General features: G+C 73.6%; 28 protein-coding genes. 21 read left to right on the forward strand and 7 right to left on the reverse strand.

Features of this window, described 5'->3' with window-relative positions:
- The first annotated feature begins 112 nt into the window (after positions 1-112).
- The 9 genes from IE321_RS10475 to IE321_RS10515 are packed head-to-tail and all read left to right on the forward strand — an operon-like array spanning position 113 to position 5,650.
- A complete protein-coding gene (locus IE321_RS10475; protein ID WP_190222603.1) occupies positions 113-448 on the forward strand; it encodes a TcmI family type II polyketide cyclase in 336 nt (111 codons plus the stop codon).
- Positions 445-873, forward strand: a complete 429-nt coding sequence (locus IE321_RS10480) for a cupin domain-containing protein (protein ID WP_043223693.1) — start codon at positions 445-447, stop codon at positions 871-873. The genes IE321_RS10475 and IE321_RS10480 overlap by 4 nt, the downstream gene beginning before the upstream one ends.
- Complete coding sequence (locus tag IE321_RS10485) at positions 870-2,138, forward strand: beta-ketoacyl-[acyl-carrier-protein] synthase family protein (protein ID WP_190222604.1); 1,269 nt, start codon at positions 870-872, stop codon at positions 2,136-2,138. The genes IE321_RS10480 and IE321_RS10485 overlap by 4 nt, the downstream gene beginning before the upstream one ends.
- Positions 2,135-3,400: a ketosynthase chain-length factor gene (locus IE321_RS10490; RefSeq protein ID WP_190222605.1), complete on the forward strand. Its 1,266-nt coding sequence runs from the start codon at positions 2,135-2,137 to the stop codon at positions 3,398-3,400. Before IE321_RS10485 ends, IE321_RS10490 begins: the two co-directional genes overlap by 4 nt.
- Positions 3,401-3,449: 49 nt before the next feature.
- Positions 3,450-3,710 carry an acyl carrier protein gene (locus tag IE321_RS10495; protein ID WP_043223687.1) on the forward strand — a complete coding sequence of 87 codons (261 nt, stop codon included), beginning with the start codon at positions 3,450-3,452 and terminating at the stop codon, positions 3,708-3,710.
- Between the two features lies 1 nt (position 3,711).
- Complete coding sequence (locus tag IE321_RS10500) at positions 3,712-4,173, forward strand: SRPBCC family protein (protein WP_190222606.1); 462 nt, start codon at positions 3,712-3,714, stop codon at positions 4,171-4,173.
- Positions 4,174-4,191: 18 nt separating this feature from the next.
- Positions 4,192-4,944 carry an SDR family NAD(P)-dependent oxidoreductase gene (locus IE321_RS10505; RefSeq protein ID WP_190222607.1) on the forward strand — a complete coding sequence of 251 codons (753 nt, stop codon included), beginning with the start codon at positions 4,192-4,194 and terminating at the stop codon, positions 4,942-4,944.
- Positions 4,944-5,339: an antibiotic biosynthesis monooxygenase family protein gene (locus IE321_RS10510; protein ID WP_051841916.1), complete on the forward strand. Its 396-nt coding sequence runs from the start codon at positions 4,944-4,946 to the stop codon at positions 5,337-5,339. Before IE321_RS10505 ends, IE321_RS10510 begins: the two co-directional genes overlap by 1 nt.
- Positions 5,336-5,650, forward strand: coding sequence for an antibiotic biosynthesis monooxygenase family protein (locus tag IE321_RS10515; RefSeq protein WP_043223679.1), 315 nt, complete (start codon positions 5,336-5,338; stop codon positions 5,648-5,650). The genes IE321_RS10510 and IE321_RS10515 overlap by 4 nt, the downstream gene beginning before the upstream one ends.
- Before the next feature lie 135 nt (positions 5,651-5,785).
- Here IE321_RS10515 and IE321_RS10520 read toward each other — a convergent pair whose 3' ends face one another.
- The 3 genes from IE321_RS10520 to IE321_RS10530 all read right to left on the reverse strand — a co-directional run bounded on the left by IE321_RS10520 (position 5,786) and on the right by IE321_RS10530 (position 8,596).
- Entirely contained in the window at positions 5,786-7,312 is a 1,527-nt protein-coding gene (locus IE321_RS10520; protein WP_190222608.1) for an FAD-dependent monooxygenase, read from the reverse strand.
- Positions 7,309-8,049 (reverse strand): SchA/CurD-like domain-containing protein, encoded by a 741-nt coding sequence (locus tag IE321_RS10525; RefSeq protein ID WP_190222609.1) that lies wholly within the window; start codon positions 8,047-8,049, stop codon positions 7,309-7,311. Before IE321_RS10525 ends, IE321_RS10520 begins: the two co-directional genes overlap by 4 nt.
- 88 nt (positions 8,050-8,137) lie before the next feature.
- Positions 8,138-8,596 carry an anthrone oxygenase family protein gene (locus IE321_RS10530; RefSeq protein WP_043223675.1) on the reverse strand — a complete coding sequence of 153 codons (459 nt, stop codon included), beginning with the start codon at positions 8,594-8,596 and terminating at the stop codon, positions 8,138-8,140.
- 188 nt (positions 8,597-8,784) lie between these two features.
- Between IE321_RS10530 and IE321_RS10535 the strand changes: the two genes are divergently transcribed.
- The 8 genes from IE321_RS10535 to IE321_RS10570 all read left to right on the forward strand — a co-directional run bounded on the left by IE321_RS10535 (position 8,785) and on the right by IE321_RS10570 (position 15,587).
- Positions 8,785-9,249: an anthrone oxygenase family protein gene (locus IE321_RS10535; RefSeq protein ID WP_226651774.1), complete on the forward strand. Its 465-nt coding sequence runs from the start codon at positions 8,785-8,787 to the stop codon at positions 9,247-9,249.
- A gap of 11 nt (positions 9,250-9,260) precedes the next feature.
- The gene (locus tag IE321_RS10540; protein WP_043223674.1) at positions 9,261-10,046 is read left to right on the forward strand and encodes an SDR family NAD(P)-dependent oxidoreductase; all 786 of its coding nucleotides are present in this window, start codon (positions 9,261-9,263) and stop codon (positions 10,044-10,046) included.
- Positions 10,043-10,456: an antibiotic biosynthesis monooxygenase family protein gene (locus IE321_RS10545; protein WP_051841914.1), complete on the forward strand. Its 414-nt coding sequence runs from the start codon at positions 10,043-10,045 to the stop codon at positions 10,454-10,456. Before IE321_RS10540 ends, IE321_RS10545 begins: the two co-directional genes overlap by 4 nt.
- A gap of 13 nt (positions 10,457-10,469) precedes the next feature.
- Entirely contained in the window at positions 10,470-11,570 is a 1,101-nt protein-coding gene (locus tag IE321_RS10550; protein ID WP_051841913.1) for a sugar phosphate nucleotidyltransferase, read from the forward strand.
- Positions 11,570-12,172, forward strand: coding sequence for a GtrA family protein (locus IE321_RS10555; RefSeq protein WP_051841911.1), 603 nt, complete (start codon positions 11,570-11,572; stop codon positions 12,170-12,172). The genes IE321_RS10550 and IE321_RS10555 overlap by 1 nt, the downstream gene beginning before the upstream one ends.
- On the forward strand, positions 12,102-13,100 hold the full coding sequence (rfbB, locus tag IE321_RS10560) for a dTDP-glucose 4,6-dehydratase (RefSeq protein WP_043223673.1): 999 nt from the start codon (positions 12,102-12,104) through the stop codon (positions 13,098-13,100). Before IE321_RS10555 ends, rfbB begins: the two co-directional genes overlap by 71 nt.
- A complete protein-coding gene (locus IE321_RS10565; protein ID WP_051841909.1) occupies positions 13,097-13,957 on the forward strand; it encodes a sugar nucleotidyltransferase in 861 nt (286 codons plus the stop codon). Before rfbB ends, IE321_RS10565 begins: the two co-directional genes overlap by 4 nt.
- Positions 13,958-14,144: 187 nt before the next feature.
- Entirely contained in the window at positions 14,145-15,587 is a 1,443-nt protein-coding gene (locus IE321_RS10570) for a GuaB1 family IMP dehydrogenase-related protein (protein WP_043223671.1), read from the forward strand.
- Between the two features lie 82 nt (positions 15,588-15,669).
- On the opposite strand, the gene IE321_RS10575 is transcribed toward IE321_RS10570, so the two are convergent.
- Positions 15,670-16,653: a GDSL-type esterase/lipase family protein gene (locus tag IE321_RS10575; RefSeq protein ID WP_226651776.1), complete on the reverse strand. Its 984-nt coding sequence runs from the start codon at positions 16,651-16,653 to the stop codon at positions 15,670-15,672.
- A 355-nt stretch (positions 16,654-17,008) separates the two neighbouring features.
- Between IE321_RS10575 and IE321_RS10580 the strand changes: the two genes are divergently transcribed.
- Together IE321_RS10580 and IE321_RS10585 are read left to right on the forward strand one after the other, a co-directional pair.
- Positions 17,009-18,472, forward strand: a complete 1,464-nt coding sequence (locus IE321_RS10580) for an amino acid permease (RefSeq protein WP_190222611.1) — start codon at positions 17,009-17,011, stop codon at positions 18,470-18,472.
- Between the two features lie 10 nt (positions 18,473-18,482).
- Positions 18,483-18,938, forward strand: a complete 456-nt coding sequence (locus tag IE321_RS10585; RefSeq protein ID WP_043223665.1) for an Lrp/AsnC family transcriptional regulator — start codon at positions 18,483-18,485, stop codon at positions 18,936-18,938.
- Between the two features lie 4 nt (positions 18,939-18,942).
- Here IE321_RS10585 and IE321_RS10590 read toward each other — a convergent pair whose 3' ends face one another.
- Positions 18,943-19,497, reverse strand: coding sequence for a Repetin (locus IE321_RS10590; protein ID WP_190222612.1), 555 nt, complete (start codon positions 19,495-19,497; stop codon positions 18,943-18,945).
- Positions 19,498-19,782: 285 nt separating this feature from the next.
- On the opposite strand from IE321_RS10590, the gene IE321_RS10595 reads away from it, so the two are divergent.
- A complete protein-coding gene (locus tag IE321_RS10595; protein ID WP_190222613.1) occupies positions 19,783-20,589 on the forward strand; it encodes a carbon-nitrogen hydrolase family protein in 807 nt (268 codons plus the stop codon).
- A gap of 61 nt (positions 20,590-20,650) precedes the next feature.
- Positions 20,651-22,351: a flavin monoamine oxidase family protein gene (locus IE321_RS10600; protein WP_043223660.1), complete on the forward strand. Its 1,701-nt coding sequence runs from the start codon at positions 20,651-20,653 to the stop codon at positions 22,349-22,351.
- A gap of 13 nt (positions 22,352-22,364) precedes the next feature.
- Here the strand turns inward: IE321_RS10600 and IE321_RS10605 are convergent, their stop codons facing one another.
- Entirely contained in the window at positions 22,365-23,072 is a 708-nt protein-coding gene (locus IE321_RS10605) for a DUF5995 family protein (protein WP_051841907.1), read from the reverse strand.
- 73 nt (positions 23,073-23,145) lie between these two features.
- Positions 23,146-24,552, reverse strand: coding sequence for a uracil-xanthine permease family protein (locus IE321_RS10610; RefSeq protein ID WP_190222614.1), 1,407 nt, complete (start codon positions 24,550-24,552; stop codon positions 23,146-23,148).
- Between the last annotated feature and the right edge of the window lie 103 nt (positions 24,553-24,655).

Consider the following 24,655-nt stretch of genomic DNA (forward strand, 5'->3'; position numbering starts at 1 on the left):
GGCCGGGACTCAGCCGCGGCTCCAGCGCGGCGTCCAGGGACCTTCGAGCCGTCCTCCAGACCCCCTTGCGACGGTTGCCACCACCGACGACCACCCACCCAGGAGGCTCGCGTTGCACCGCACTCTCATCGTCGCCCGACTCGCCGGTGACACCACCGGCGAGATCGGCGACGTGTTCGCCGAGTCCGACTCCACGGACCTGCCCCACATGATCGGGGTCTCCCGGCGGACCCTCTTCTCCTTCCACGACCTCTACTTCCACCTCGTCGAGGCCGACCAGGACATCACGCCGAACCTGTACAAGGCCCGCAGCCACCCGCTGTACGACGACATCAACACCCGCCTCGCCAAGCTGGTCTCGCCGTACGACCCGAACTGGCAGGAGCCCAAGGACGCCATGGCGTCCGCCTTCTACACGTGGACCCCGCAGGAGGGTGTACAGCGATGACGACCGCACTGCCCGCGAAGATCAACGTCACGGACGCCGCCCCGAACACCAAGCGCGGCGGCGACATCCGGGTCACGCTCAGCCCCAAGACCACCGGCTGCGGTTCCGGCTTCGGCGGTGTGCTGTGGCTGGAGCCCGGTGAGTGGATCACCGAGCACTACCACCCGTACTCCGAGGAGTTCCTGCACGTCGTCACCGGCGAGCTGGAGATCGCGCTGGACGACCGCAAGGTCGCGCTCGGCCCCGGCGACTCCCTCATGGTGCCGATCGACGTCCGGCACCGCCTCGTCAACACCGGGACCGAGAAGGCGCACCTCGTCTTCCACCTCTCCCCGCTCGCTCCCCGGCCCGAGCTCGGCCACGTCGACACCGAGGAGCCGCTGAACCCGGGCGCCGCCAACCCGGACGTGGGCGGGACGCGATGACCCGGCGCGCCGTCATCACCGGCATCGGCGTCGTCGCCCCCGCGGCGGTGGGCCGTGAGGCGTTCTGGGACCTGCTGTCCTCGGGCCGCACCGCCACCCGGCCGATCAGCCTCTTCGACGCCAGCGCGTTCCGCTCCAGGATCGCCGCCGAGGTCGACTTCGACGCGGTGGCGGCCGGCCTGTCCCCGCAGGAGATCCGGCGGATGGACCGGGCCGGCCAGTTCGCGGTGGTCTCGGCGCGCGAGGCACTCGCCGACAGCGGTCTGGACATCGGCGGCGTCGACCCCGGCCGCCTCTCGGTGAGCCTGGGCAGCGCCGTCGGGTGCACCACCGGTCTGGAGGAGGAGTACCGCGTGCTCTCCGACGACGGCCGGCTGCACCACGTCGACCACCGCTACGGCGTTCCCCACCTCTACGGCCACATGGTGCCCAGCACCCTGGCCGTGGAGGTGGCCAGGACGGCCGGCGCCGAAGGCCCGGTCGCCCTCGTCTCCACCGGCTGCACCTCCGGGATCGACGCCGTCGCGCACGGTGCCCAGCTCATCGAGGAGGGCTCCGCGGACATCGTCCTGGCCGGCGCCACGGACGCCCCCATCTCGCCCATCACCAGCGCCTGCTTCGACGCGATCAAGGCCACCTCGCCGAACAACGACGAGGCCGGCCACGCCTCGCGCCCCTTCGACGCCCGTCGGGACGGCTTCGTCCTGGGCGAGGGCGCGGCGGTCATGGTGCTGGAGTCCGAGGAGTCGGCGCTGGCCCGCGGCGCCCGGATCTACGCCGAGGTGTCGGGCTTCGCCAACCGCAGCAACGCGTACCACATGACCGGACTCAAGCCGGACGGCCGCGAGATGGCCGAGGCGATCTCGCTCGCCCTCGACCGGGCCCGGCTCGACCCGTCGGCGGTCGACTACATCAACGCCCACGGCTCCGGCACCAAGCAGAACGACCGGCACGAGACCGCCGCCTTCAAGCGGAGCCTCGGGGCCCGCGCCCACGAGGTGCCGGTCTCCTCCATCAAGTCGATGATCGGGCACTCGCTCGGCGCCATCGGCTCCCTGGAGATCGCCGCCTGCGCCCTGGCGCTCCAGCGGCAGGTCGTCCCGCCGACGGCCAACCTCCACCACCGCGACCCCGAGTGCGACCTGGACTACGTGCCGCTCGTCGCCCGCGACCACGTCATGGACACCGTCCTGACCGTCGGCAGCGGATTCGGCGGCTTCCAGAGCGCGATGGTCCTCACCCGCACCCTCCAGGAGGCGGCGTGAGCACCGTCGACCGCCCCGGCGGGCGGATCCTCGTCACCGGACTCGGCATCGTCGCCCCCACGGGCCCGACCGTCGAGGACCACTGGCAGGCCGTGCTGGCCGGCAAGTCCGGACTCGGCCGCATCACCGCCTTCGACCCGACCGGCTACCCCGTCACCGTCGCCGGGGAGGTCGCGGGCTTCGAGGCCCGGGGCCGCGTCCCGGGCCGGGTCGTCCCGCAGACCGACCGCTGGACCCACCTGGCGCTGGTCGCCACCGACGCCGCCCTCGCGGACGCCGGGGCCGACCCGGCCGAACTGGACGAGTACGAGATGGCCGTGGTCACCTCCAGCTCCTCCGGCGGCACCGCCTTCGGCCAGAACGAGATGGAGAACCTGTACCGGCAGGGCCCCTCCTGGGTCGGCGCCTACCAGTCCATCGCCTGGTTCTACGCCGCCACCACCGGCCAGATCTCCATCCGGCACGGCATGCGCGGCCCCTGCGGCGTCGTCTGCGCCGAGCAGGCCGGCGGCCTGGACGCCATCGCCCAGGCCCGCCGTCTGCTGCGCACCGGCTCGCGGCTCGTGGTGACCGGCGGCACCGACTCCTCGCTCTGCCCGTACGGCGTCGTGGCGCAGCTGGCCGACGGCCGGCTGTCGACCCTCGACGACCCGGCCCGCGCCTACACCCCCTTCGCCACCGACGCCCCCGGGCACGTGCCGGGGGAGGGCGGCGCGATCCTCGTCACCGAGACCGAGGAGGCGGCCCGCGCCCGCGGCCGTACCCGCTCCTGGGGCGCCGTCGAGGGCTGGGCGGCCGGCTTCGACCCGTACGACGACGCGGCCCGCACCGAGGGCAGGACCGAGGCGCCGAACCGGCCGCCGGTCCTCGCCGGAGTCATCCGCCGCGCCCTCGCCGACGCCGGTCTCGCCCCCCGTGACGTCGACGTCGTCTTCGCCGACGGCGCGGGCACCCCGGAGCGGGACGCCGACGAGGCCCGCGCGCTCGCCGAGGTCTTCGGCCCGCGCGGCGTCCCGGTCACCGCCCCGAAGTCGCTCACCGGGCGGCTCTACGGCGGCGGCGCCCCGCTCGACGTCGCCACCGCCCTGCTGGCGCTGCGGGACGGCATCGTCCCGCACACCGCCGGCACGGCGCGCCCCGACCCGGACTACGCCCTCGACCTGGTCGTGGACCGGCCCCGCGAACTCCCGCTGCGCCACGCCCTCGTGGTCGCCCGCGGCCACGGCGGCTTCGTCTCCGCCCTCGTCGTCGGCTCGGCATGAGCCGGCGGCTCACCCACCCCCTCACCCGCTCCCGGAAGGACGGACAGCTGTGAGCAGTCTCGAACTGAACGACCTGTACACGATGATGATCGAGGCCGCGGGCGTCGACGACGGCGTGGTGCTCGACGCCGACGCCGCCGAGCGGGGCTTCGAGGACCTGGGCTACGACTCGCTCGCCGTCCTCGAACTGTTCGGCCGGATCGAGCGGGTGACCGGCATCTCGATCCCCGAGGAGGCGGCCCACGACCTGCTCTCCCCGGCGGCCGTGATCGCCTACGTCAACGGCAGCCTGACCCCGGCGGGGGCGTGACATGGCCGGCCACACCGACAACGCGATCCTCATCGACGCGCCCCTGGAGACCGTCTGGGAGCTGACCAACGACGTCGCGAACTGGCCCTCGCTGTTCAGCGAGTACGCCTCCGCCGACATCCTCGCCCGCGAGGGCGACACCGTCCGCTTCCGGCTCGCCCTCCACCCGGACGAGAACGGCACGGTCTGGAGCTGGGTCTCCGAGCGGACCGCGGACGCCGCGAGCCGCACCGTCCGCGCCCACCGCGTCGAGACCGGCGTCTTCAAGTACATGTCCCTCTTCTGGGAGTACACCGAGGTGCCGGGCGGCGTGCGGATGCGCTGGGTGCAGGACTTCGAGATGAAGCCCCAGGCCCCGATCGACGACGAGGCCATGACGAACCGCCTCAACACCAACAGCGCCGGCCAGATGGCGCTCATCAAGCAGAAGGTCGAGGCGGCCGCGCTCGCGGCAGCCTCCTGAACCGAAGGACCCACCACCATGGACCTCAGCCTGAACGGCCGCAAGGCTCTCGTCACCGGCGGCAGCCGCGGCGTCGGCCGCGGCATCGTGCTCGCCCTCGCCCGCGCCGGCGTCGACGTCGTCACCTGCTACCGGCAGGAGAGCGAGGCCGTCGAGTCGCTCCGCGTCGAGCTCAAGGAGATCGGCGGCGACCACCACGTGCTGCGCGCCGACCTCACCGACCCCGCCGAGATCGAGGGCCTCCTCGCCGAGTGCGCCACCCGCCTCGGCCGCCTCGACCTCGTCGTCAACAACGCCGGCGCGATCAGCCACATCCCCTTCGGCGAGCTGGCGCTCGACGAGTGGCACCGGGTCATCGACACCAACGTGACGGCCTCGTACCTGATCGTCCAGCACGCCCTGCCGCTGCTGCACGAGGGCTCGTCGATCGTCTCGATCGGCTCCAAGTCCGCCGAGGTCGGCATCCCGACCCGCGCCCACTACACCGCCTCCAAGGCCGCCCTCATAGGCCTGACCCGCTCGCTCGCCAAGGAGCTCGGCCCGCGCGGCATCCGCGTCAACGTGGTCGCCCTCGGCGTCATCGAGACCGAGGCCATGGCGGCCCTCCCGGACGACGTCCGCACCCAGATGCGCGAGCGCTACGAGGCCAAGACGGCCCTCGGCCGGCTCGGCACCCCGACCGAGGTCGGCCAGGCCATCCTCTTCCTGGCCAGCCCGCTCTCCTCCTACGTGACCGGCGCCACCCTGAACGTCGACGGGGGTATCTCCTGATGACCGCGACCACCGACACCATCGCCCCCGCGACGTCCGACGCCGCGACCACGGGCCCGTACCGCGTCATGCTCCGCATGGAGATCCGGCCGGGCATGACCGAGGACTTCGAGAAGGTCTGGCTCGCCATCGGCGACTCGGTCACCTCGCACCCCGCCAGCCTGGGCCAGACCCTCGCCCGCGCCACGGACGAGGAGAACGTCTACTACATCGTCAGCGACTGGACCGACGAGCCGAGCTTCCGGCTCTTCGAGACCAGCGACCGCCACCTGGAGCACCGCCAGCAGCTGCACCCGTTCCGCAGCCAGGGCTCCATGGTGACGATGCAGGTCACCGCCCGGGTCGACCCGTCCGGCGAGCACGCCACGCACGCCGACTGGGAGGCGGCGCGTTGAGCGTCGCCCCGGCCGGCGAGGTGCGCGTGCTCGTCTACCACGCGACGACGGACGAGCAGGGCGTCGAGGCCGCCTACCACCAGGTGAGCCTGGAGATGGCGAAGGTCGACGGGATGCTCGGCAACGAGCTCCTGCACTCCCTGCCCGACCCCCAGGGGTTCCTCGTGCTGAGCCGCTGGCGCGACGAGGAGGCGTTCCACGCCTGGGAGCGCGGTGCCTCGCACCAGGACAGCACCTCGCCGCTGCGCCCCTTCCGGGACACCCGGATGAGCGTCCCGTTCGGGATCTACCGGGTGCGCGCCGCGTACTGACCGTCCACCGCACCACAAGGGCCTGGCCCCGGTCTCCGAGAAGGAGAACCGGGGCCAGGCCCTTGTGGTGCTCGTGCGCTCTCCGGCCTCTCCGCCTTCCCGTCGGTCCGCCCGCGCGCGCACGGGCGGACCGGCTCACAGGAAGCGGCGCACGCTCTGGAGGTGCCGTTCCAGGACCGCCGGCTCGGCCGGCGAACCGTCGAAGGAGACGTGCCCGTCCGGGCGGACCAGCAACAGCCGGGCCCCCGCGTCCGGTACGCCCTCCGGGGCGGGCGCGGCGCCGGCGGCCTCGGCGGCGGGTACGGCGGGGCAGGCCACCAGCGGCAGCCCGAACCGCGCGGCGACCGCGGCCGCCGCCCGGCCCGCCTCCGCGCCCGGACGGCCCGGCCGGGCCGGGCCGGTGCCGGGCAGCAGGGCGACGTACCAGCCGGGACCCGCGGCGCGGCCGGCGCCCTCCGGCACCCGGTGGCCCGCGAGCGCGCCGCCGGCCGCCGTGAGCGGACCCGGGGCGTGCACCGTCTCCGGCTCCGTGCGCAGCTCGAAGACGCGGGCCAGCAGCCGGTCGCGGATGACCTCCAGGGGCACCGTCGAGCCGTAGCCGAGCACCCGCTCGGCCCGCTCCCGGATCCGCTCCGCGGCCGTCCGCCGCTCGGCGTCGTAGGTCGCGAGCAGTTCCGTCCCGGCCGCGGCCGGGAGCGAGGCCGCGGCGGCCAGCTTCCAGCCGAGCTCGGCGGCCTCCTGGAGGCCCGTGTTGAGTCCGTGCACCGGCATCGGGAAGGACCGGGCGGCGTCGCCCAGCAGCACCACCGGGCCGTCCACGAAGGCGTCGGCCACCCAACTCCGCGGCCGCACCGCCCAGATTGCCCCGGGCTCGCCGGTCAGGCGCACCCCGACCGAGCGCCGGGCGGCCTCGACGACCTCGGCCGGCGTCGGCTGCCGGTCCGCCCCGGCCGGGTCGTCCGGCAGGGCCAGGAAGAGCCGGTGGCCGCCGCCCGGCAGGGGCACCAGGCCGCCGTGGCCCGTGTGGTCGCGCAGGATGTGCTCGACGCCGGGCGCGGGCGTGTCCTCCGGGGCCACCGACACGTCGGCGAGCAGCCAGCGCATGCCGACCGGCGCCACGTCGGCCGGACCGGTCACCCCGGCCACCCGGCCGGCCGCGCCGGTCGCGCACACCACCCGGTCCACCGGGGCCTCCTCGACCCCGTCGGGGCCCCGGAGCACGACGACGGCGGGGGCCCCGGCACCGTGCCGGGACGCCCCGCCGTCGTTCCGGCGGACCTCCAGGAGCTCCACCCCGTACTCCACGGCGCCGCCGAGGGCGCGCAGCCGTTCCAGGAGCAGTCGTTCCAGGTCTTCCTGGCGGATCAGCAGCGGCGCCGCGAACGGACCGTCCCCGGACCGCAGGTCGACCTCCGCGTCGGCGCCCGCGATCAGGAACCGCTTGCGCTCCAGCGCCGTGCCCGCCCGGCGCAGCGCCTCGACGGACACCCCCGCCGCGTCCAGCACCCGCAGGGTGCGCTGCCACAGCGTGGGGCAGCGCGAGCCGCCCGCCGGGCCGGGCCGCCGGTCCACCACCCGGCAGGGGACGCCGCGCGCCGCCAGTTCGACGGCGCACAGCAGACCGCTCGGCCCGGCCCCCGCGATCAGGATCCGCCCGGTCACGGGCGGACGGCCGCGGCGGGAGCGGGCGCCGACCCGGCGCCCACCGGCACGGACAGGGCGCGCCGCTCCATGGACCGCCGCTCGAAGACGGCCACGAAGCCCTCGGGGGTGCTGGTGTCGCCGTACTCCTCCAGGTAGGGCGTCAGCCGGGCCTCGATCTGCGGCCGGCCCGGCCGGTGCGCCATGTAGCGGGCGACGTCGGCGACCTCGCCGTCGTAGGCGACGACGCGCACCATGTGGGGGCCGGTCACGAAGACCGCGACCCCGTGCAGGCTGCCGCTGGTGTCGCCCTGCTCGTCGCGGAGCATCGGCGTGGCCTGCGGCCGGACGGCGGTGAAGATCGTGGTGAGCTCGTCGGCGGCGCCCGGCCGCACCGGGTAGTGGATCGCCGACAGGGCGGCCGGCACCGCGTTCACCACGCGCTGCTGCACCCGGCGCATCAGCCGCTCGCGGAGCGCCTCCGCGAATCCGGCGGACGGGTCCCAGGGCGTCTCCAGGAACGGCGCGACGTGCTCCGCCCAGCGCGCCACCTCGGGCAGCCCGGCCAGTACGGCGGCCGGGTCGTCGTACTCCTCGCGCAGGTGGAAGGCGAGGATCAGCAGCTCCTCGCGGACGAAGACGGCGGCGGACAGCACCGGGCCGTCCGCGTCGAGCAGCGGTGACGGCGGCGGGGGAGCCGCGGCGAACCGGCGGACGGCGTCGGGCGCGAGACGCGCGCCCACGGCGACGAAGGACATGCGGAGAACCTCCGGAAAGGGATGACAAGGGAAACGGGGCAGTCGAGGGAAGCGGGGGAGAGGAGCGGGGGCGGAGGGGCGGGCCGCGCTACGGCAGCAGGACCGCGGCCGCCGAGGTCAGACCCAGCGCGCCGAAGGCGCACGAGGTGCGCAGCACGTGCCACTGCCGCCAGCGCGGCCTCGGGTCCGGCCAGTCGGCGCCGAGCGCGCCCGGCCGCATGGTGGCCACCACCTTGTTGATGGGCACGTTGCCGAACTGCGACACCACCTGCACGCCGACCAGCAGCAGCGCGGAGGCCGCGAACAGCAGCCGCAGCCCGGTGGTCGGCGCCGTCACGACCAGCGCCACGTCGGCCAGCAGCGCCGCCGTCACGATGATCGGCATGTACGGGTGGTAGCCCTTGCCCAGCAGCTGGTGGGTCACCACGTAGTCGTCCGGCTTCAGCGCGAAGAGGGTGGGCAGCACGCTCACCGCGACGGCGAAGAACACGCCCGCGACGAGCCCGGTGCCCAGCAGGGTGACGCCCCCCAGGATCTGTGTGAACACGGTCGGTACCGACTTCCTTCCGGCAGGGCCGGGACGGGACGGGCCCGCGCCCCGGCATGTAGGCCCGCACCCTGTCGCAGCCGCCTCGCGCGCCGGTCCAGGCACCCTCCAGCGCCGACCCCAACGCCCCTCGACCCCTCGTCGAGCAGCGCCCCGGACGCTGTGGCCGACCGAGGAGGAGAAACCCCGTGACCGAACTGCTGATGGCCCTGGTCCTGGCGGGCAACGGCGTCGCCGCCGGCGTCTTCGCCGGCACCGTGCTGGGCGGCGTCCCGCTGCTCATGTCGCTGCCGCCCCAGGGCTACGTCCACGCCCACCGCTTCCTGGCGACCCGTTACGACCCCTTCATGCCGGTGACGCTGGCCGCCAGCGCCCTCATCGACATCGTGCTCGCCTTCACCGCCCCCACCGGCACCGCCCGCACCCTGTACGGCGTGGCGGCCGTGGTCCTGCTGAGCGTGATGACGGTGTCGGTGACCAAGACCGTGCCGATCAACCGCTGGGTCGTCACCCTGACGCCGGAGTCCATGCCCGACGACTGGGAGGACGTCGACCCGCGCCGCGACTGGCAGCGCTGGAACGCCGTCCGCAGCTCCCTGTGCGTGCTCGGCCTGTTCGTCAACCTGGCCGCGCTGACGACCGCCTGGAGCTGAGGGGAACCGCCATGCACCGCCGTACCGCGCTCGTCACCGGCGCCTCCAGCGGGCTCGGCGAGGTCTTCGCCCGCGAGCTCGCCGCCCGCGGCCAGGACCTGGTCCTGGTGGCCCGCCGCGCCGACCGGCTGCACGCCCTGGCCGGCGAACTCACCACCGCGCACGGCGTCGTGGCGGAGGTGCTGCCCGCCGACCTGACCCGGCCCGAGCAGCTCGCCGAGGTCACCCGCCGGCTCGCCGGAGGACCCACCGAGGTGGGGCTCCTGGTCAACAACGCGGGCGTCCTCGGCCGGATCGCCCCGCTCGCCGACCAGGACCCCGACGACCAGGCCGCCCTCGTCGACCTCGACGTCCAGGCGGCCGTCCGGCTCACCGCCGCCGCGGCCCGCGCCATGACCCGGCGCGGCGACGGACGCATCGTCAACGTCTCGTCGATGACCGGCTTCCTGCCCGTCCCGCGCGGCGCGGTCTACGGCGCCTCCAAGGCGTTCCTCACCGCCTTCAGCGAGAACGTCCACTGCGAGACCGCCCACCTGGGCGTGCACGTCACCGCCGTCTGCCCCGGCTCGGTCCGCACCGGACTGCACCAGGGCTCCGGCACCAAGGGCCGGCTCGGCCGGAACCTCGACCCGCTCGACGTCGTCCGCGACGCGCTCGCCGCCGTCGAGGCGGGCCGCCCGCTGTGCGTACCCGGCCGCGACTACCGGCTCAAGGCCGGGCTCGCCACCGCCCTGCCCCGCGCCCTGGTACGGCGCGCCGTGCTGCGCCTCTGGCAGCAGGAGAGGAGATCCCGATGAGTACCGAGCCCGCCGGCCCCGCCGCGCCGACCGGGGCGTCCCCGGCCGCCCCGCCCGCCCCGCTTCAGGTCCACGTCCGCCACCGCACCGCCGACGCGGACGCCCTGCGCGCCGCCTACGCCGTCTCCCGCCGGGACCTGGCCGGCACCCCCGGCCTCACCGGTCTCTCGCTGCTGCGGCAGACGGCGGCCCCGGACGCCTGGGTCCTGGTCATGAGCTGGACCGGCCGGGCCGCGTACGAGGCGTGGGAGTCCGGACCCGACCACAAGGCGTACCGGTCCCCGATGCGCGCCTTCCAGGACCGCGCCCACCCCGACGGCCACTACACGGTCTTCGAGGGCCTGCCGGGCGACGCCGTCCCCGGCGCGGACGCCGCCACGCCCGGCCCCGTCCCCACCCCCGCCGGATGAGGAGTCAGCCCCGATGACGATGAAAGCGCTCGTGACGGCCGGTCACAGCAGCCGCGGTCTGCGGCCGGTGACCGCCGGCACCCCCACCCAGCTGGTGCCGCTGGCCAACGAACCCCTGCTCCACCACTCGCTGCGGGAGATCGCCGCGGCCGGCGTCACCGACGTCGGCGTGGTCACCGGACCCGACGGGGGAGCCGTCCACCGGTCCCTCGGCGACGGCCACCGGTTCGGCGTCCGGATCACCTACCTGCACCAGCCGATGCGCCGCGGCCTCGCGCACGCGGTCATCGACGCCCGGGGCTGGCTGGGCGACGACGACTTCCTGCTCCACCCGGGCCACACCGTCTCGCACGGCGCGCTGCCCGCCCTCGTCGAGGACTTCCGGGCGGGCCGCGCGGACGCGCTGGTGATGGTCGACGCCGGCGGCGACGGCCCGGTGGACCTCGACGCCCTCTCCCGGCTCGGCAGCATGGAGCCCGGCCCGCCCGGTGCCGCGCCGCGCGTCCTGGACCCGGCGGAGGGCCCCGGCGGCCCGGGCGCCGGGACCATGACCGGCCTCTGCGTCTTCACGCCCGCCGTCCACCAGGCGGTGTCCGCGCTGCGGCCCTCGTGGCGCCGGACCCTGGAGTTCACCGACGCCCTGCTGTGGCTGGGCGAGCACGGCTACGAGGTGCGCGGCCACACCGCCCGCGGCTACTGCGGCGACGCGTCCCGCCCCGAAGGGCTGCTGGCCTGCAACCGGTACCTGCTGTCCGGCCGGCGGACCCTGATCGAGGGCACCGTCGACGAGGCCACGCACATCAGCGGGCCGGTGGTCGTCGCGCCCGGCGCGGACGTCACCCGCTGCCGGATCACCGGACCCGTCGTCATCGGCCACAACGCCGTGGTCGCGGACAGCGTCATCGGCCCCGACGTCTCGATCGGCCCGGACTGCGTCGTCCAGGACGCCTCCGTGCACGGCACGGTCCTGTTCGACGGCGCCTGGGTGTCCGGCGTGCACGGCCTGCGGGACTCCGTGATCGGCCGGGACGCCCGGGTGGTCCGCCGTCCGGAGCGGACCGACGGCCACCAGCTCGTCCTCGGCGACCGGGCCACCGCCCGGCTGAGCGCCTGATGGCGACCGCCGAGGCGGGCCGTCCGGCGACCGGGTTACGGACCCGGCCGGCCCGCCGCCACCGGCTCACCGGGCGGCTGCCCGGCCGGCTGGGCGAGGTGGCCCGGTTCGCCGCCGTCGGCGGCACCGCCTTCGTCATCGACGCGGGCGGCGCCAACCTCCTGTGGTGGCTGCTCGGCGACGGCGGCCACCTCACCGGGAAGGTGCTGTCGGTCCTGGCCGCCACCACCTTCTCCTTCGCCGCCAACCGGCACTGGACCTTCGACGACCGCCCCCGCCGGGGACGGACCCGGGAGTTCGGGCTGTTCGTCCTGACGAACGCCCTCGCGGCCGGTGCCTCGCTGCTCTGCCTGGGCTTCACCGTCTACGTGCTCGGTCTCGAGTCGCTGACGGCCAAGAACGTCTCCGCCAACGTCGTCGGCGTCGCCCTGGGCACCGTCTTCCGCTACTGGGCCTACCAGCGGTGGGTCTTCCCGAGCGGTCAGCTGGTTCAGGACCGTCCGAACCCTGAGGAAAGGAACGTCGATTCCGATGCGCATTCTGGTCACGGGGGGAGCGGGGTTCATCGGCTCCCGGTACGTCCGAGGAGTGCTGGGAGGTGAGTACCCCGGGGCCGCGGACGCACAGGTGACCGTCCTCGACGCGTTCACCTACGCCGGCCGCCCCGAGAACCTCGACCCCTACCGGGGCGATCCCCGGCTGCGGGTGATCCACGGCCGGGTCGAGGACCCGGAGGCCGTCGACCGTGCGATGCGCGGCCAGGACGCGGTGGTGCACTTCGCCGCCGAGTCCCACGTCGACCGCTCGATCGCCGACGGCGCCGCCTTCGTCCGCACCAACGTCCAGGGCACCCAGACCCTCGCGGAGGCCGCCCACCGCCACGGCGTCGGCGTCTTCGTGCACGTCTCCACCGACGAGACCTACGGCTCCCTGGCCACCGGCAGCGCCGACGAGGACCACCCGCTGCGCCCCAACTCGCCCTACGCGGCGTCCAAGGCGGCCAGCGACCTGGTCGCGCTCGCCTGCCACCGCACCCACGGCCTGGACGTCCGGGTCACCCGGTGCACCAACAACTACGGGCCGTACCAGTTCCCCGAGAAGATCGTCCCGCTCTTCGTCACCCGCCTCCTGGAGGGCCGCTCGGTCCCGCTCTACGGGGACGGGCTCAACATCCGCGACTGGCTGCACGTCGACGACCACTGCCGCGGCGTCCAGCTCGTCCTCGAACACGGCCGGGCCGGCGAGGTCTACAACATCGGCGGCGGCACCGGACTGACCAACCTCGCCCTCACCGAGCGGCTCCTCGGCCTCTTCGGCGCGGGCCCGGAGCGCATCGAGTACGTCGAGGACCGCAAGGGCCACGACCGCCGCTACGCCCTGGACTGGAGCAAGATCCGCGACGAGCTGGGCTACCGCCCGCGCTGGGACCTCGCCGAGGGGCTGGCCGCCACCACCCGGTGGTACGCCGAGAACCGCTCCTGGTGGGAGCCGCTGCGCTCCGCCCCGGCGGACACCGTGGGCGCCTCGTGAACGGTCGCGGCGGCCTCGGGCCGAACCCCCCCTCCGACATGTGCGGCGTCGTCCTGGCCGGCGGCTCCGGCAGCCGCCTGTACCCGCTCACCGTCGTCACGTCCAAGCAGCTGCTGCCGGTCTACGACCGCCCGCTGATCCACTACCCGCTGTCCGTCCTGATCGCCGCCGGCATCGGCGACATCCTGGTCGTCACCGGCCCCGGTCACCTGCCCGGCTACCGCGCCCTCCTCGGCGACGGCGGCCACCTCGGCGTGCGGATCTCGTACGCGGTGCAGACCGTGCCGCGCGGGCTCGCCGACGCCCTGCTGGTCGCCGCGGACTTCATCGGCGGCCGGCGCGTCGCCCTGGTCCTCGGCGACAACGTCTTCCACGCCCCCGGGCTGCCGGAGCTGATGCGCCGCGAGATCGCGGGCCTGGACGGCTGCACCCTCTTCGGCAGCCGCGTCCCCGACCCGCACCGCTACGGGGTCGCCGCGCTGGCCCCGGACGGCAGCCTCCTCGACCTGGAGGAGAAGCCCGCGGTCCCTCGCAGCGACCTCGCCGTCACCGGCCTCTACCTCTACGACAACGAGGCCGTGCGGTACGCGGCCGGGCTGACCCCCTCGGCCCGCGGGGAGCTGGAGATCACCGATCTCAACCGGCGCTTCCTCGCCGAGGGCAGGGCCCGGCTGGTCCCGGTGGGTCCCGACACCACCTGGATGGACGCGGGGACGCCGGACAGCCTCCTGGACGCGGGCATCTTCGCCCGCCGGGCCCACCGGCGCGGCGTCCCGTTCCCCACCCTGGAGGAGGCGGCGCGCACCTCCGGCTTCCTGCCCGAGGAGCTGCCGGTGGGGGCCGGCGCGCGCGTCTGACCGCCCCTGGACGGGCCCCAGGGCCCGTCGGCCGAAAACTCTCGTGCGATCCTCCGAAGGCTCTGCGGCGAGCCTCGGAGGATTCGCCCGGGACTGGTATGCGTACCGGCGTGGGACAATGAACTACGTGCTTTTTCCCCTGGCTGAAATGCCTAGGGGCCGATCCGAACGACTGGGATGTCAGCACGTGCGTTTCCTCAATGACGTCAAGCCGCCGTACGACCTCACGTACGACGATGTGTTCATGGTGCCGAGCCGCTCGGCCGTCGGTTCCCGCCAGGCCGTGGACCTCTCCGCGCCGGACGGCACCGGCACGACGATCCCGCTGGTCGTCGCCAACATGACCGCGATCGCCGGCCGCCGCATGGCCGAGACGGTCGCCCGCCGGGGCGGCCTCGTCGTCATCCCCCAGGACATTCCGATCGAGGTCGTCACCGAGGTCATCTCCTGGGTCAAGGGCCGCCACCTGGTCCTCGACACCCCGATCGTGCTGGAGCCGCACCAGACCGTCGCCGACGCGCTGGCGCTGCTGCCCAAGCGGGCCCACGAGGCCGGCGTCGTCGTCGACGAGCACCGCCGCCCCGTCGGCGTCGTCACCGACGCGGACCTCACCGGCGTCGACCGCTTCACCCAGCTCTCCGAGGTCATGTCGAAGGACCTCCTCCTGCTCGACGCGGAGATCGACCCCCGCGAGGCCTTCAACACCCTCGACGGCGCCAACCGCCGCTACGCCCCCGCGGTCGACGCGGACGGCAGGCTCGTCGGCATCCTCACCCGCAAGGGCGCCCTGCGCGCCACGCTGTACACCCCCGCCGTGGACGCCCAGGGCCGGCTGCGGATCGCCGCCGCCGTCGGCATCAACGGCGACGTGGCCGGCAAGGCCAAGCAGCTGCTCGACGCGGGCGTCGACACCCTCGTCATCGACACCGCCCACGGGCACCAGGAGTCGATGATCTCCGCCATCCGGACCGTCCGGGCGCTCGACCCGCAGGTCCCGATCGTCGCGGGCAACATCGTCGCCGCCGAGGGCGTCAAGGACCTCATCGAGGCCGGCGCGGACATCATCAAGGTCGGCGTGGGCCCCGGCGCCATGTGCACCACCCGCATGATGACCGGTGTCGGCCGCCCGCAGTTCTCGGCCGTCATGGAGTGCGCCGCCGAGGCGAAGAAGTACGGCAAGCACGTCTGGGCCGACGGCGGCGTCCGTCACCCGCGCGACGTCGCCATGGCGCTCGCCGCCGGCGCGTCCAACGTGATGATCGGCTCCTGGTTCGCCGGGACGTACGAGTCCCCCGGTGACCTCCAGCACGACGCCAAGGGCCGCGCCTACAAGGAGTCCTTCGGCATGGCGTCCGCGCGCGCGGTGCGCAACCGGACCTCCGACGAGTCCTCCTACGACCGCGCCCGCAAGGCGCTCTTCGAGGAGGGCATCTCCACCTCGCGGATGTTCCTCGACCCGGCCCGCCCGGGCGTCGAGGACCTCATCGACTCGATCATCGCGGGCGTCCGCTCCTCCTGCACCTACGCGGGCGCGAGCACCCTCGCGGAGTTCGAGGACAGGGCCGTGGTGGGCATCCAGTCCGCCGCCGGCTACGCCGAGGGCAAGCCCCTCCACGCCAGCTGGAGCTGACCCCGCCCCGGCACCCCCGCCGGGCCGAGGTCCCCCGCACCCGAACCCGCACCCCCGTACGTCTCCGTACGGGGGTGCGGGTTCATGCGTACGCGCGCAGCGCGCTCGTGACCGCCCGCCCCAGCGCCGCGTGCCCCGCGTCGTTGGGGTGGAGCCCGTCCGCCAGGTGCTCGGGCCCCAGCAGGGGGCGGCCCGGCAGGACGAGGAGCCGGTCGTCGCCCGCGGCCACCAGCTCCCGCGCCGCCCGCTCCATCGCCCGCCGCAGCTCCGTGAGGGTCGCCCCCAGGACGTTGCGGGTGTGCTCGGCGGCCGGGCGCAGCACGGGGGAGACGAGGAGCAGCGGGGTCCGCGGATGCCCCCGCCGGATCAGCCGCACATAGGACCGCACCGTGGCGTGCAGCCACTCGGGCGTGGCGGGCGCCCGGTCCCAGCAGTTGGTGCCGAACGCCAGCGTGATCAGCTCGCCCGGCAGCCGGGACAGCTGCTCCGCCAGCGGCAGTTCGCCGCGCGCCCCGCCCGCGTACCCCAGGTTCACCGGGTCGAGCCCCAGCGCCCGTCCCGCCGCCGCGGGCCAGGAGTGGGCCGGCCGGGTGGCCCACCAGCCCTCGGTGATGGAGTCGCCGAGGACCAGCCAGCGCGGCCGCGCCGCGGCGGGGGACAGCGCCCCGTCGACGGCCCGCACGCCGCGCACGACGGGCGCCTGCGCCTCCGGCAGGTGGACGGTGAACTCGCCGCCGCCCGGCGGGAGCCGGAGTCGTACCGTGGCCTCCTCCGCCGGTTCCGCGAAGACCTCCGTGACGCACCGGCCGTCCCGCCAGAGCGCGAACGCGTGCCGCAGCGCCCGCAGTTCGTCCCCGGCCGCCGGCACGGCCGCCCGGTAGCGCAGCTCCACCGCGGACGTGCCGGGCTCCGCGCGGAACTCCACCCGGACGCCGATCGGCAGCGCGGCCCGCTCCGCGATGTCCCAGGGCAGCCGTCCGAGGTCGGCGGGGTCGGCGCGGACGGGCCGGTCGCCGTCCCGCCAGGCCGTACCGCGCAGAAAGGGTTCGGGTTCCAGCCAGCTCACACGGCACCTCCGGTCGGCCGGGTGCAGGGTGGTCCACGCGACCCGAGGAGTCAAGGCACACGCGGCGCGTCCGCCCCGCATCCGTCCTGTACCCGGATGTGTCGATTCATGCGGGGGCGCGCAATGTTTCCCCGTCCGGACCCGAAGTGCGCAATGATCATCCGCCGCTGCGCAAGAACACTGCGTTACGGATGCGAATCTGGACGCTAGGCTCATCCCTCGTACCAGGAGTGGCGGGGACCGCCTGCTCGGCGGTCTTCCTGCCCCCGTGGGCTGCTTCGGCATGCCCGCGCGTCCGGCACGCGTCCGTCGCGGTCCCCGTCGTACCGACAGGCAGCGATAAGGAGCCTCCGCAGTGCTGGATCACGGCGCAGCCCCACCGGTCGAGGACACGACCGCCCGCAAGACCACCGTCCTGACCGCCCTCACCCGCCGCAAGCCGGTGGAACGCCTGGTCGCGGAGGGTGGACAGGGCGAGGGCGGCAATCTCCGCCGCTCGCTCTCCATGTGGCAGCTGACCATGATCAGCATCGGTGCCACCCTCGGCACCGGCATCTTCGTCGTCCTCGGCGACGCCGTCCCCAAGGCGGGCCCGGCCGTCACCCTGGCCTTCGTGATCGCCGGTCTCACCGCGCTGTTCTCGGCCCTCTCGTATGCCGAGCTGGCCGGCTCCATACCGGTGGCGGGCTCCTCCTACTCGTACGCGTACGCAACGATGGGCGAACTCGTCGCCTGGGTCTGCGGCTGGTGCCTGGTCCTGGAGTACGGCGTCTCGGTCGCCGCCGTGGCCGTCGGCTGGGGCGAGTACCTCAACGAGCTGCTCGACGGCACGATCGGCGTCACCATCCCCGCGCTGCTCTCCTCGGCCCCCGGCGAGGGCGGCGTGATCAACCTGCCCGGTCTGATCGTGGTGCTCCTCGCGATGGTCTTCCTGCTCGGCGGCGCCCGCGAGTCCGCCCTGGTCAACACGATCATGGTCTTCGTGAAGATCGCCGCCCTGGTGCTCTTCTGCGCCATCGGCTTCGTCGGCTTCAAGTCCGGCAACTACGAGGACTTCATGCCGCTCGGCATGGCGGGCGTCAGCGCCGCCGGCGCCAGCCTCTTCTTCTCGTACATCGGCTTCGACGCCGCCTCCACCGCCGGCGAGGAGGCCAAGGACCCCAAGCGCGACCTCCCCCGCGCGATCATGCTCTCCCTGCTGATCGTCACGGTGCTGTACGTCCTCGTCGCCGCCGTCGCCGTCGGCGCGTGGAACTGGAAGGAGTTCGAGGGCTCCGAGGCCACCCTCGCGGCGATCATGAACGACGTCAGCGGCCAGACCTTCTGGGGCACCCTGCTCGCCCTCGGCGCCGTCATCTCCATCGCCAGCGTCGTCCTGACCGTGCTCTACGGCCAGACCCGCGTGCTCTTCGCGATGTCCCGCGACGGCCTGGTGCCGCGCGTCTTCGCCAAGGTCAGCGGCAAGACCGGCACCCCGCGCGTGAACACGGTCATCGTCTCGCTGTTCTGCGCCGCCCTCGCCTCGGTCATCCCGCTCGGCAAGCTCGTCGACGCGACCAGCATCGGCACCCTCTTCGCCTTCGCGCTGGTCAACATCGCCGTCATCGTGCTCCGCTACACCCGCCCCGACATGCCGCGCACCTTCAAGGTGGCGCTCGGGCCGGTCTTCCCGGTGCTCGGCTTCGGCTTCTGCGTCTACAACATGTTCAGCCTGGACACCGTGACCTGGGTCGTCTTCGGTTGCTGGATGGCGGCCGGGCTCGTGTTCTACTTCCTGTACGGCATGCGCCGCTCCCGACTGGCATCCGAACAGAAGTGATCCACCCGTAGTGCGACTCAACGATCTCGACGAACGCATCGTCCACGCCCTCGCGGAGGACGCCCGCCGCAGCTACGCCGACATCGGCTCGCTCGTCGGCCTCTCCGCCCCCGCCGTGAAGCGGCGCGTGGACCGGCTCCGGGCCGAGGGCGCCATCACCGGCTTCACCGTACGGGTGGACCCGGCGGCGCTCGGCTGGGAGACCGAGGGGTTCGTCGAGATCTTCTGCCGCCACAACACCTCGCCGGACGACATCCGGCGGGGGCTGGAGCGGTATCCGGAGGTGGTGTCCGCGTCGACCGTCACCGGTGACGCGGACGCCGTCGTCCAGGTCTTCGCCTCCGACATGCGCCACTTCGAGCGCGTCCTGGAGCGGATCGCGGGCGAGCCCTTCGTGGAGCGCACCAAGTCCGTCCTGGTGCTCTCCCCGCTGCTGCGCCGTTTCTCCTCCGGCTCGCCCGCCTGACGCGCTACCCGGCCATGCCGTCGTAGATCCACGGCAGCACCCGGAAGTCCCCGCCGCCCCGTACGACCTTCTCGTGCGGGGCGGCCGCGTTGCACGGCGGCACCTCGTCCGTCAGCGGGGAGGAGACCAGCCAGCTGTAGCCCAGCCGGTCGCGCTTCCCGTCGTCGTACACCGACACACCGACCCGCTTCTTCCGCAGGCCCGGCACGTCCGTCTCCTCGACGATCCCGGTGACGGTCGCCACCGGACCGCCGGTGGAGAGGCAGTCGACCCGCACGAAGGCGGTGAACTCCTCCTTCCCCACGGCGTGGCTGTACCGGAAGGTGCCGGTGGCGGCCCTCGGGTCGTTGCGGTCCGCCCAGGCCAGGTGCGCGTCGAAGGAGAAGCGGACCCTCTCCCCGGTGGCCGGGTCGCGGTCCAGCCAGGCCGCGCCGGTCAGCGCGGCCGCCTCCCGGTGCGCCCCGGCCCCCCGCCCGGCGGCGGCGGTGGCCGCGCCCGTGGCCCCGACGCCGATCAGCACGGCGACGGCGACGGCGACGATCTTCGTACGGCGGTTCATGGCGGTCCTTCCGGCAGGTCGATCGGACGCGTCCCACTCTTCCGCCCGGGCCCCGCCGGATCGTCGCGCCGGCGGACGATCCGGGGGTACGCCGCCGGTCGCGGAGCGCGTACGCCTCCGGTCCCACCCGCGCGCAACGAATCGCCGCTCAGGTCGTACATCGCGCAACGGTTCGACGGTCGGTCCGCAACGGTCCCGTCTTGTCCGGGACGAGCCCGGAACCGTACCGTTTTGAACGTCTCCCGCAGACACCCCTCCCTCCCCTCCGCCCCCACGAGGATCAGCATGCCCACGGTGCGCACCGCCCTGCTCCAGAGCTCCGGCCGGCTCGGCGACGTGACCGCCAACCTGCGGATCCTCGACGAGGCCGCCGGCCGGGCCGCGGCCGCCGGGGCGGACGTGCTGCTCGCCCCCGAGCTGTTCCTCACCGGGTACGCCATCGGCGCCGACATCGCGCGGCTGGCCGAGCCGGCCGACGGGCCCTCCGCCCGCTCGGTCGCGGAGATCGCCGCCCGCCACGGCCTGGCCGTCGGCTACGGCTACCCGGAGCGGGACACCGAGCGGCACGGCGTGATCTACAACGCCGCCGCGCTCTTCGGCGCCGACGGAGCCCCGCTCGCGCACTACCGCAAGACCCACCTCTTCGGCGACTTCGAGCTGAAGTGGTTCACCCCCGGCGACGAACCCCTCGTCCAGGCCCGCGTCGGCGACCTCACCGTCGGCCTGATGATCTGCTACGACGTCGAGTTCCCCGAGAACGTCCGCGCGCAGGCGCTGGCCGGCACGGACCTCCTCCTCGTGCCGACCGCCCTCATGCACCCCGCCGAGATCGTGCCGCTGTCCGTGGTCCCGGTGCGCGCCTTCGAGAGCCAGATGTACATCGCGTACGCCAACCGCGCCGGCGCCGAGGGCGACTTCGAGTTCGTCGGCCTCTCGGTGCTCGCCGGCCCCGACGGCACCGCCCGGGCCCGGGCGGGCCGGGGCGAGGACCTGGTCCTCGGCGACGTCGACCCCGAGGCCCTGGCGGCCTCCCGCGCGGAGAACCCCTACCTCCGCGACCGCAGGCCGGGCCTGTACGGCTCCCTCGTCTGAGCCGCCCCCGTCCCGCCCCCTCAGCTTCCCGCCCCACCCCCGCGCAAGGAGTCCGTACCCCATGACGTCCACCGTGCCCAACGCCGTCGAGCACGCCGACGAGCAGCAGCCGCCGATCACCATGTTCGGCCCGGACTTCCCCTACGCCTACGACGACTTCCTGGCCCACCCGGCCGGCCTGGGGCAGATACCCGCGACCGAGCACGGCGCCGAGGTCGCGGTCGTCGGCGGCGGCCTGTCCGGGATCATCGCCGCGTACGAGCTGATGAAGATGGGCCTCAAGCCCGTCGTCTACGAGGCGGACCAGATCGGCGGACGGCTGCGCACGGTCGGCTTCGACGGCCCGGAGACCGAGGGGCTGACGGCGGAGATGGGCGCGATGCGCTTCCCGCCCTCCTCCACCGCCCTCCAGCACTACATCGACCTGGTCGGCCTGGAGACCACGCCGTTCCCGAACCCGCTGGCCGAGGCCACCCCCTCGACCGTCGTCGACCTCAAGGGCGAGTCGCACTACGCCGAGACCGTCGACGACCTGCCGCAGGTCTACCGCGACGTCGCCGCCGCGTGGAACAAGTGCCTGGACGAGGGCGCCGACTTCTCCGACATGAACCGCGCGATGCGCGAGCGGGACGTCCCGCGCATCCGCGAGATCTGGGCGAAGCTCGTCGAGAAGCTCGACAACCAGACCTTCTACGGCTTCCTCTGCGAGTCCGAGGCCTTCAAGTCCTTCCGGCACCGCGAGATCTTCGGCCAGGTCGGCTTCGGCACCGGCGGCTGGGACACCGACTTCCCCAACTCCATCCTGGAGATCCTCCGGGTCGTCTACACCGAGGCCGACGACCACCACCGCGGCATCGTCGGCGGCTCGCAGCAGCTGCCGCTGCGCCTGTGGGAGCGCGAGCCGGAGAAGATCCTCCACTGGGCGCAGGGCACCTCGCTGGCCTCCCTGCACGAGGGCGGGCAGCCGAAGCCGGCCGTCACCCGGCTGAACCGCACGGCGGGCAACCGGATCACCGTCACCGACGCCTCGGGCGACATCCGCACCTACCAGGCGGCGATCTTCACCGCCCAGTCCTGGATGCTGCTCTCCAAGATCGCCTGCGACGACTCGCTCTTCCCGATCGACCACTGGACGGCGATCGAGCGCACCCACTACATGGAGTCCTCCAAGCTCTTCGTCCCCGTCGACCGGCCTTTCTGGCTGGACAAGGACGAGGAGACCGGGCGGGACGTCATGTCGATGACGCTGACCGACCGGATGACCCGCGGCACCTACCTGCTGGACGACGGCCCGGACAAGCCGGCCACCATCTGCCTCTCGTACACGTGGTGCGACGACAGCCTGAAGTGGCTGCCGCTCTCCGCGAACGAGCGCATGGAGGTCATGCTGAAGTCGCTCGGCGAGATCTACCCGAAGGTCGACATCCGGAAGCACATCATCGGCAACCCGGTGACGGTCTCCTGGGAGAACGAGCCCTATTTCATGGGCGCCTTCAAGGCCAACCTGCCGGGCCACTACCGCTACCAGCGGCGCCTGTTCACCCACTTCATGCAGGACCGCCTCCCCGAGGACAAGCGCGGCATCTTCCTCGCCGGCGACGACATCTCGTGGACGGCCGGCTGGGCCGAGGGCGCGGTGCAGACGGCGCTCAACGCGGTGTGGGGCGTGATGCACCACTTCGGCGGCGCGACCGACGGCACCAACCCGGGCCCGGGCGACGTCTACGACGAGATCGCCCCGGTCGAGCTGCCGGAGGACTGAGTCCGCACGGCGGTCAGGGCCTGGCCAGGGGCGTCAGCAGCATCCGCCCCACCAGGCCCACCGAGCGGTCGAGCCGCTCGGTGAACTCGCCCGCGATCCCGGGCAGCGCCCGCAGCTGCCACAGCGAGCGGGCGGCGAGCCAGGCCCCGTCGCGGGCCCGGTCCAGGCTCCAGCAGCCGAGCAGGTGCGTCAGCGGGTCCGCGATCTCCAGGAGGTCCGGGCCCGGCATCAGTTCCTCGCGGATGCGCTCCTCCAGGAGGACGAGGACGTCGCCGACCCGGTCGAACTCGTCCTCCAGGTCCGCCGGTGCGCACTCCAGGGTGGCGCAGGCGTCGACGACGGCGAGCGCCAGGTCGTGCCCGATGTGGGCGTTGATCCCGGCGAGCGCGAACTGCAGCGGGGTCACGCCGGGGTGGCGGCGGTAGTGGAAGAGCGGCCGCCAGCAGGCGGGCCCCGGGCGGCCCGCCGCGTGGGCGTCGACGGCGGCGAGGTAGCGCTCGGCGAAGCGCACGTCCAGGGTGGCGGCCGCCCGCCGGTCCTCGAAGGCGCCCGCCGCGATGGCGTGCCCGATCTCCTCGGTGACGGTCAGGTACACCCGGTTGAAGACGGCGACCCCGTCGGCCGGGTGCCAGCCCGCCCGCAGCGACCGCATCCGGTCCACCACGGGGTCGACCGCCACGAACTGCCCGATCCGCTCTTCCGCCCACTGGGTCTGCGCCATGGGGGCAGACTCCCAGCCGCCGGGCCCGGGAGGGAGTCCCACGGGCCCGGCTTCGCCGGAACGGGCGAATACCTCAGCTCTTCGCCGTGTCGCCGGAGCCGTTCTCGTACGAGCTGGTGCCGGAGTCCAGCAGCGGCTCCTGCTCCGTCGGCGCGGCCTTCAGGTGGGCCGGGGCGAAGGCGCGCAGCACGTGGTAGCCGGTGATGACGACGATCGTGCCGAGCGCGATGCCGCCCAGCTCGAAGGTGTCGGTGAAGGTCAGCTTCACGCCGCCGACGCCGATGATGATGCCGGCGGCGGCCGGGACCAGGTTGAGCGGGTTGCGCAGGTCGACCCCGGCGTTGATCCAGATCTGCGCGCCGAGCAGGCCGATCATGCCGTAGAGGATGACGGTGATGCCGCCGAGGACGCCGCCGGGGATGGCGGCGACGACCGCGCCGAACTTGGGGCAGAGGCCGAAGAGGAGCGCGAAGCCGGCGGCGGCCCAGTAGGCGGCCGTGGAGTAGACGCGGGTGGCGGCCATGACGCCGATGTTCTCGGAGTACGTGGTGTTCGGCGGGCCGCCCAGGGCGGTGGAGAGCATCGACGCGGCGCCGTCGGCGGCGATCGCGGTGCCCAGCTTGTCGTCGAGGTTGTCGCCGGTCATCTCCCCGACGGCCTTGACGTGGCCGGCGTTCTCGGCGATCAGGGCGATGACGACGGGGAGCGCGACCAGGATCGCGGACCACTCGAAGCTGGGGCCGTGGAAGGAGGGCAGGCCGATCCAGTCGGCCTGGCCGACGGCGGAGAGGTCGAGCCGCCAGTGGTCGGTGACCTGGCCGGACGGCGCCATCGAATGGATCTTCCCGAAGACCAGGTCGAAGACCCAGGAGATCGCGTAGCCGAAGATCAGGCCCAGGAAGATCGCGATCCGGGACCAGAAGCCGCGCAGACAGACCACGGCGAGCCCGGTGAAGAGCATCACGAGGAGCGCCGTCCACTGGTCCTGCGGCCAGTACGTGGAGGCGGTGACCGGCGCGAGGTTGAAGCCGATCAGCATGACGACGGCGCCGGTGACCACCGGCGGCATCGCCGCGTGGATGATCCGGGCGCCGAACCTCCGCACCGCGAGACCGGCGAGGAAGAGCACCGCGCCGACCACGAAGACGGCGCCGGTCACGGTGGCGCTGCTGCCGCCGGAGGCCCGGATCGCGGCGGCGACGCCCACGAAGGAGAGCGAGCAGCCGAGGTACGAGGGGACCGTGCCGTGCGTCGCGAGCAGGAAGATGACCGTGGCGAAGCCGGACATCATGATCGCGAGGTTGGGGTCGAGCCCCATGAGGACCGGGGCGACGAAACTCGCTCCGAACATGGCCACCACGTGCTGTGCGCCGAGACCGACGGTACGGGGCCAGGACAGCCGCTCGTCGGGGCGGACGACGGCCCCGGGGGCGGGCGTTCTCCCGTCCCCGTGCAGGGTCCAGCGCACGCCGAGTTTCATGGGGTAGCTCCCGTTCTCCGGTTCCGGCGGCCGTGTCAGGGCCGTAAAAGATCAGCCACATGGTATGCGCCGGAACCGGCCGGGGGAGGGGGCGTCGACGCGC

The organism is Streptomyces hydrogenans, assembly GCF_014656075.1.
In the GTDB taxonomy this organism is placed as follows: Bacteria; Actinomycetota; Actinomycetes; order Streptomycetales; family Streptomycetaceae; genus Streptomyces; species Streptomyces hydrogenans.

Coding starts and splice junctions, on each gene's coding strand:
- IE321_RS10480 (WP_043223693.1), top strand. CDS start 445: ATGACGACCGCACTGCCCGCGAAGATCAACGTCACGGACGCCGCCCCG.
- IE321_RS10485 (WP_190222604.1), top strand. CDS start 870: ATGACCCGGCGCGCCGTCATCACCGGCATCGGCGTCGTCGCCCCCGCG.
- IE321_RS10500 (WP_190222606.1), top strand. CDS start 3,712: ATGGCCGGCCACACCGACAACGCGATCCTCATCGACGCGCCCCTGGAG.
- IE321_RS10505 (WP_190222607.1), top strand. CDS start 4,192: ATGGACCTCAGCCTGAACGGCCGCAAGGCTCTCGTCACCGGCGGCAGC.
- IE321_RS10510 (WP_051841916.1), top strand. CDS start 4,944: ATGACCGCGACCACCGACACCATCGCCCCCGCGACGTCCGACGCCGCG.
- IE321_RS10525 (WP_190222609.1), bottom strand. CDS start 8,049: ATGTCCTTCGTCGCCGTGGGCGCGCGTCTCGCGCCCGACGCCGTCCGC.
- IE321_RS10540 (WP_043223674.1), top strand. CDS start 9,261: ATGCACCGCCGTACCGCGCTCGTCACCGGCGCCTCCAGCGGGCTCGGC.
- IE321_RS10545 (WP_051841914.1), top strand. CDS start 10,043: ATGAGTACCGAGCCCGCCGGCCCCGCCGCGCCGACCGGGGCGTCCCCG.
- IE321_RS10550 (WP_051841913.1), top strand. CDS start 10,470: ATGACGATGAAAGCGCTCGTGACGGCCGGTCACAGCAGCCGCGGTCTG.
- IE321_RS10555 (WP_051841911.1), top strand. CDS start 11,570: ATGGCGACCGCCGAGGCGGGCCGTCCGGCGACCGGGTTACGGACCCGG.
- rfbB (WP_043223673.1), top strand. CDS start 12,102: ATGCGCATTCTGGTCACGGGGGGAGCGGGGTTCATCGGCTCCCGGTAC.
- IE321_RS10590 (WP_190222612.1), bottom strand. CDS start 19,497: ATGAACCGCCGTACGAAGATCGTCGCCGTCGCCGTCGCCGTGCTGATC.
- IE321_RS10595 (WP_190222613.1), top strand. CDS start 19,783: ATGCCCACGGTGCGCACCGCCCTGCTCCAGAGCTCCGGCCGGCTCGGC.
- IE321_RS10600 (WP_043223660.1), top strand. CDS start 20,651: ATGACGTCCACCGTGCCCAACGCCGTCGAGCACGCCGACGAGCAGCAG.
- IE321_RS10605 (WP_051841907.1), bottom strand. CDS start 23,072: ATGGCGCAGACCCAGTGGGCGGAAGAGCGGATCGGGCAGTTCGTGGCG.
- IE321_RS10610 (WP_190222614.1), bottom strand. CDS start 24,552: ATGAAACTCGGCGTGCGCTGGACCCTGCACGGGGACGGGAGAACGCCC.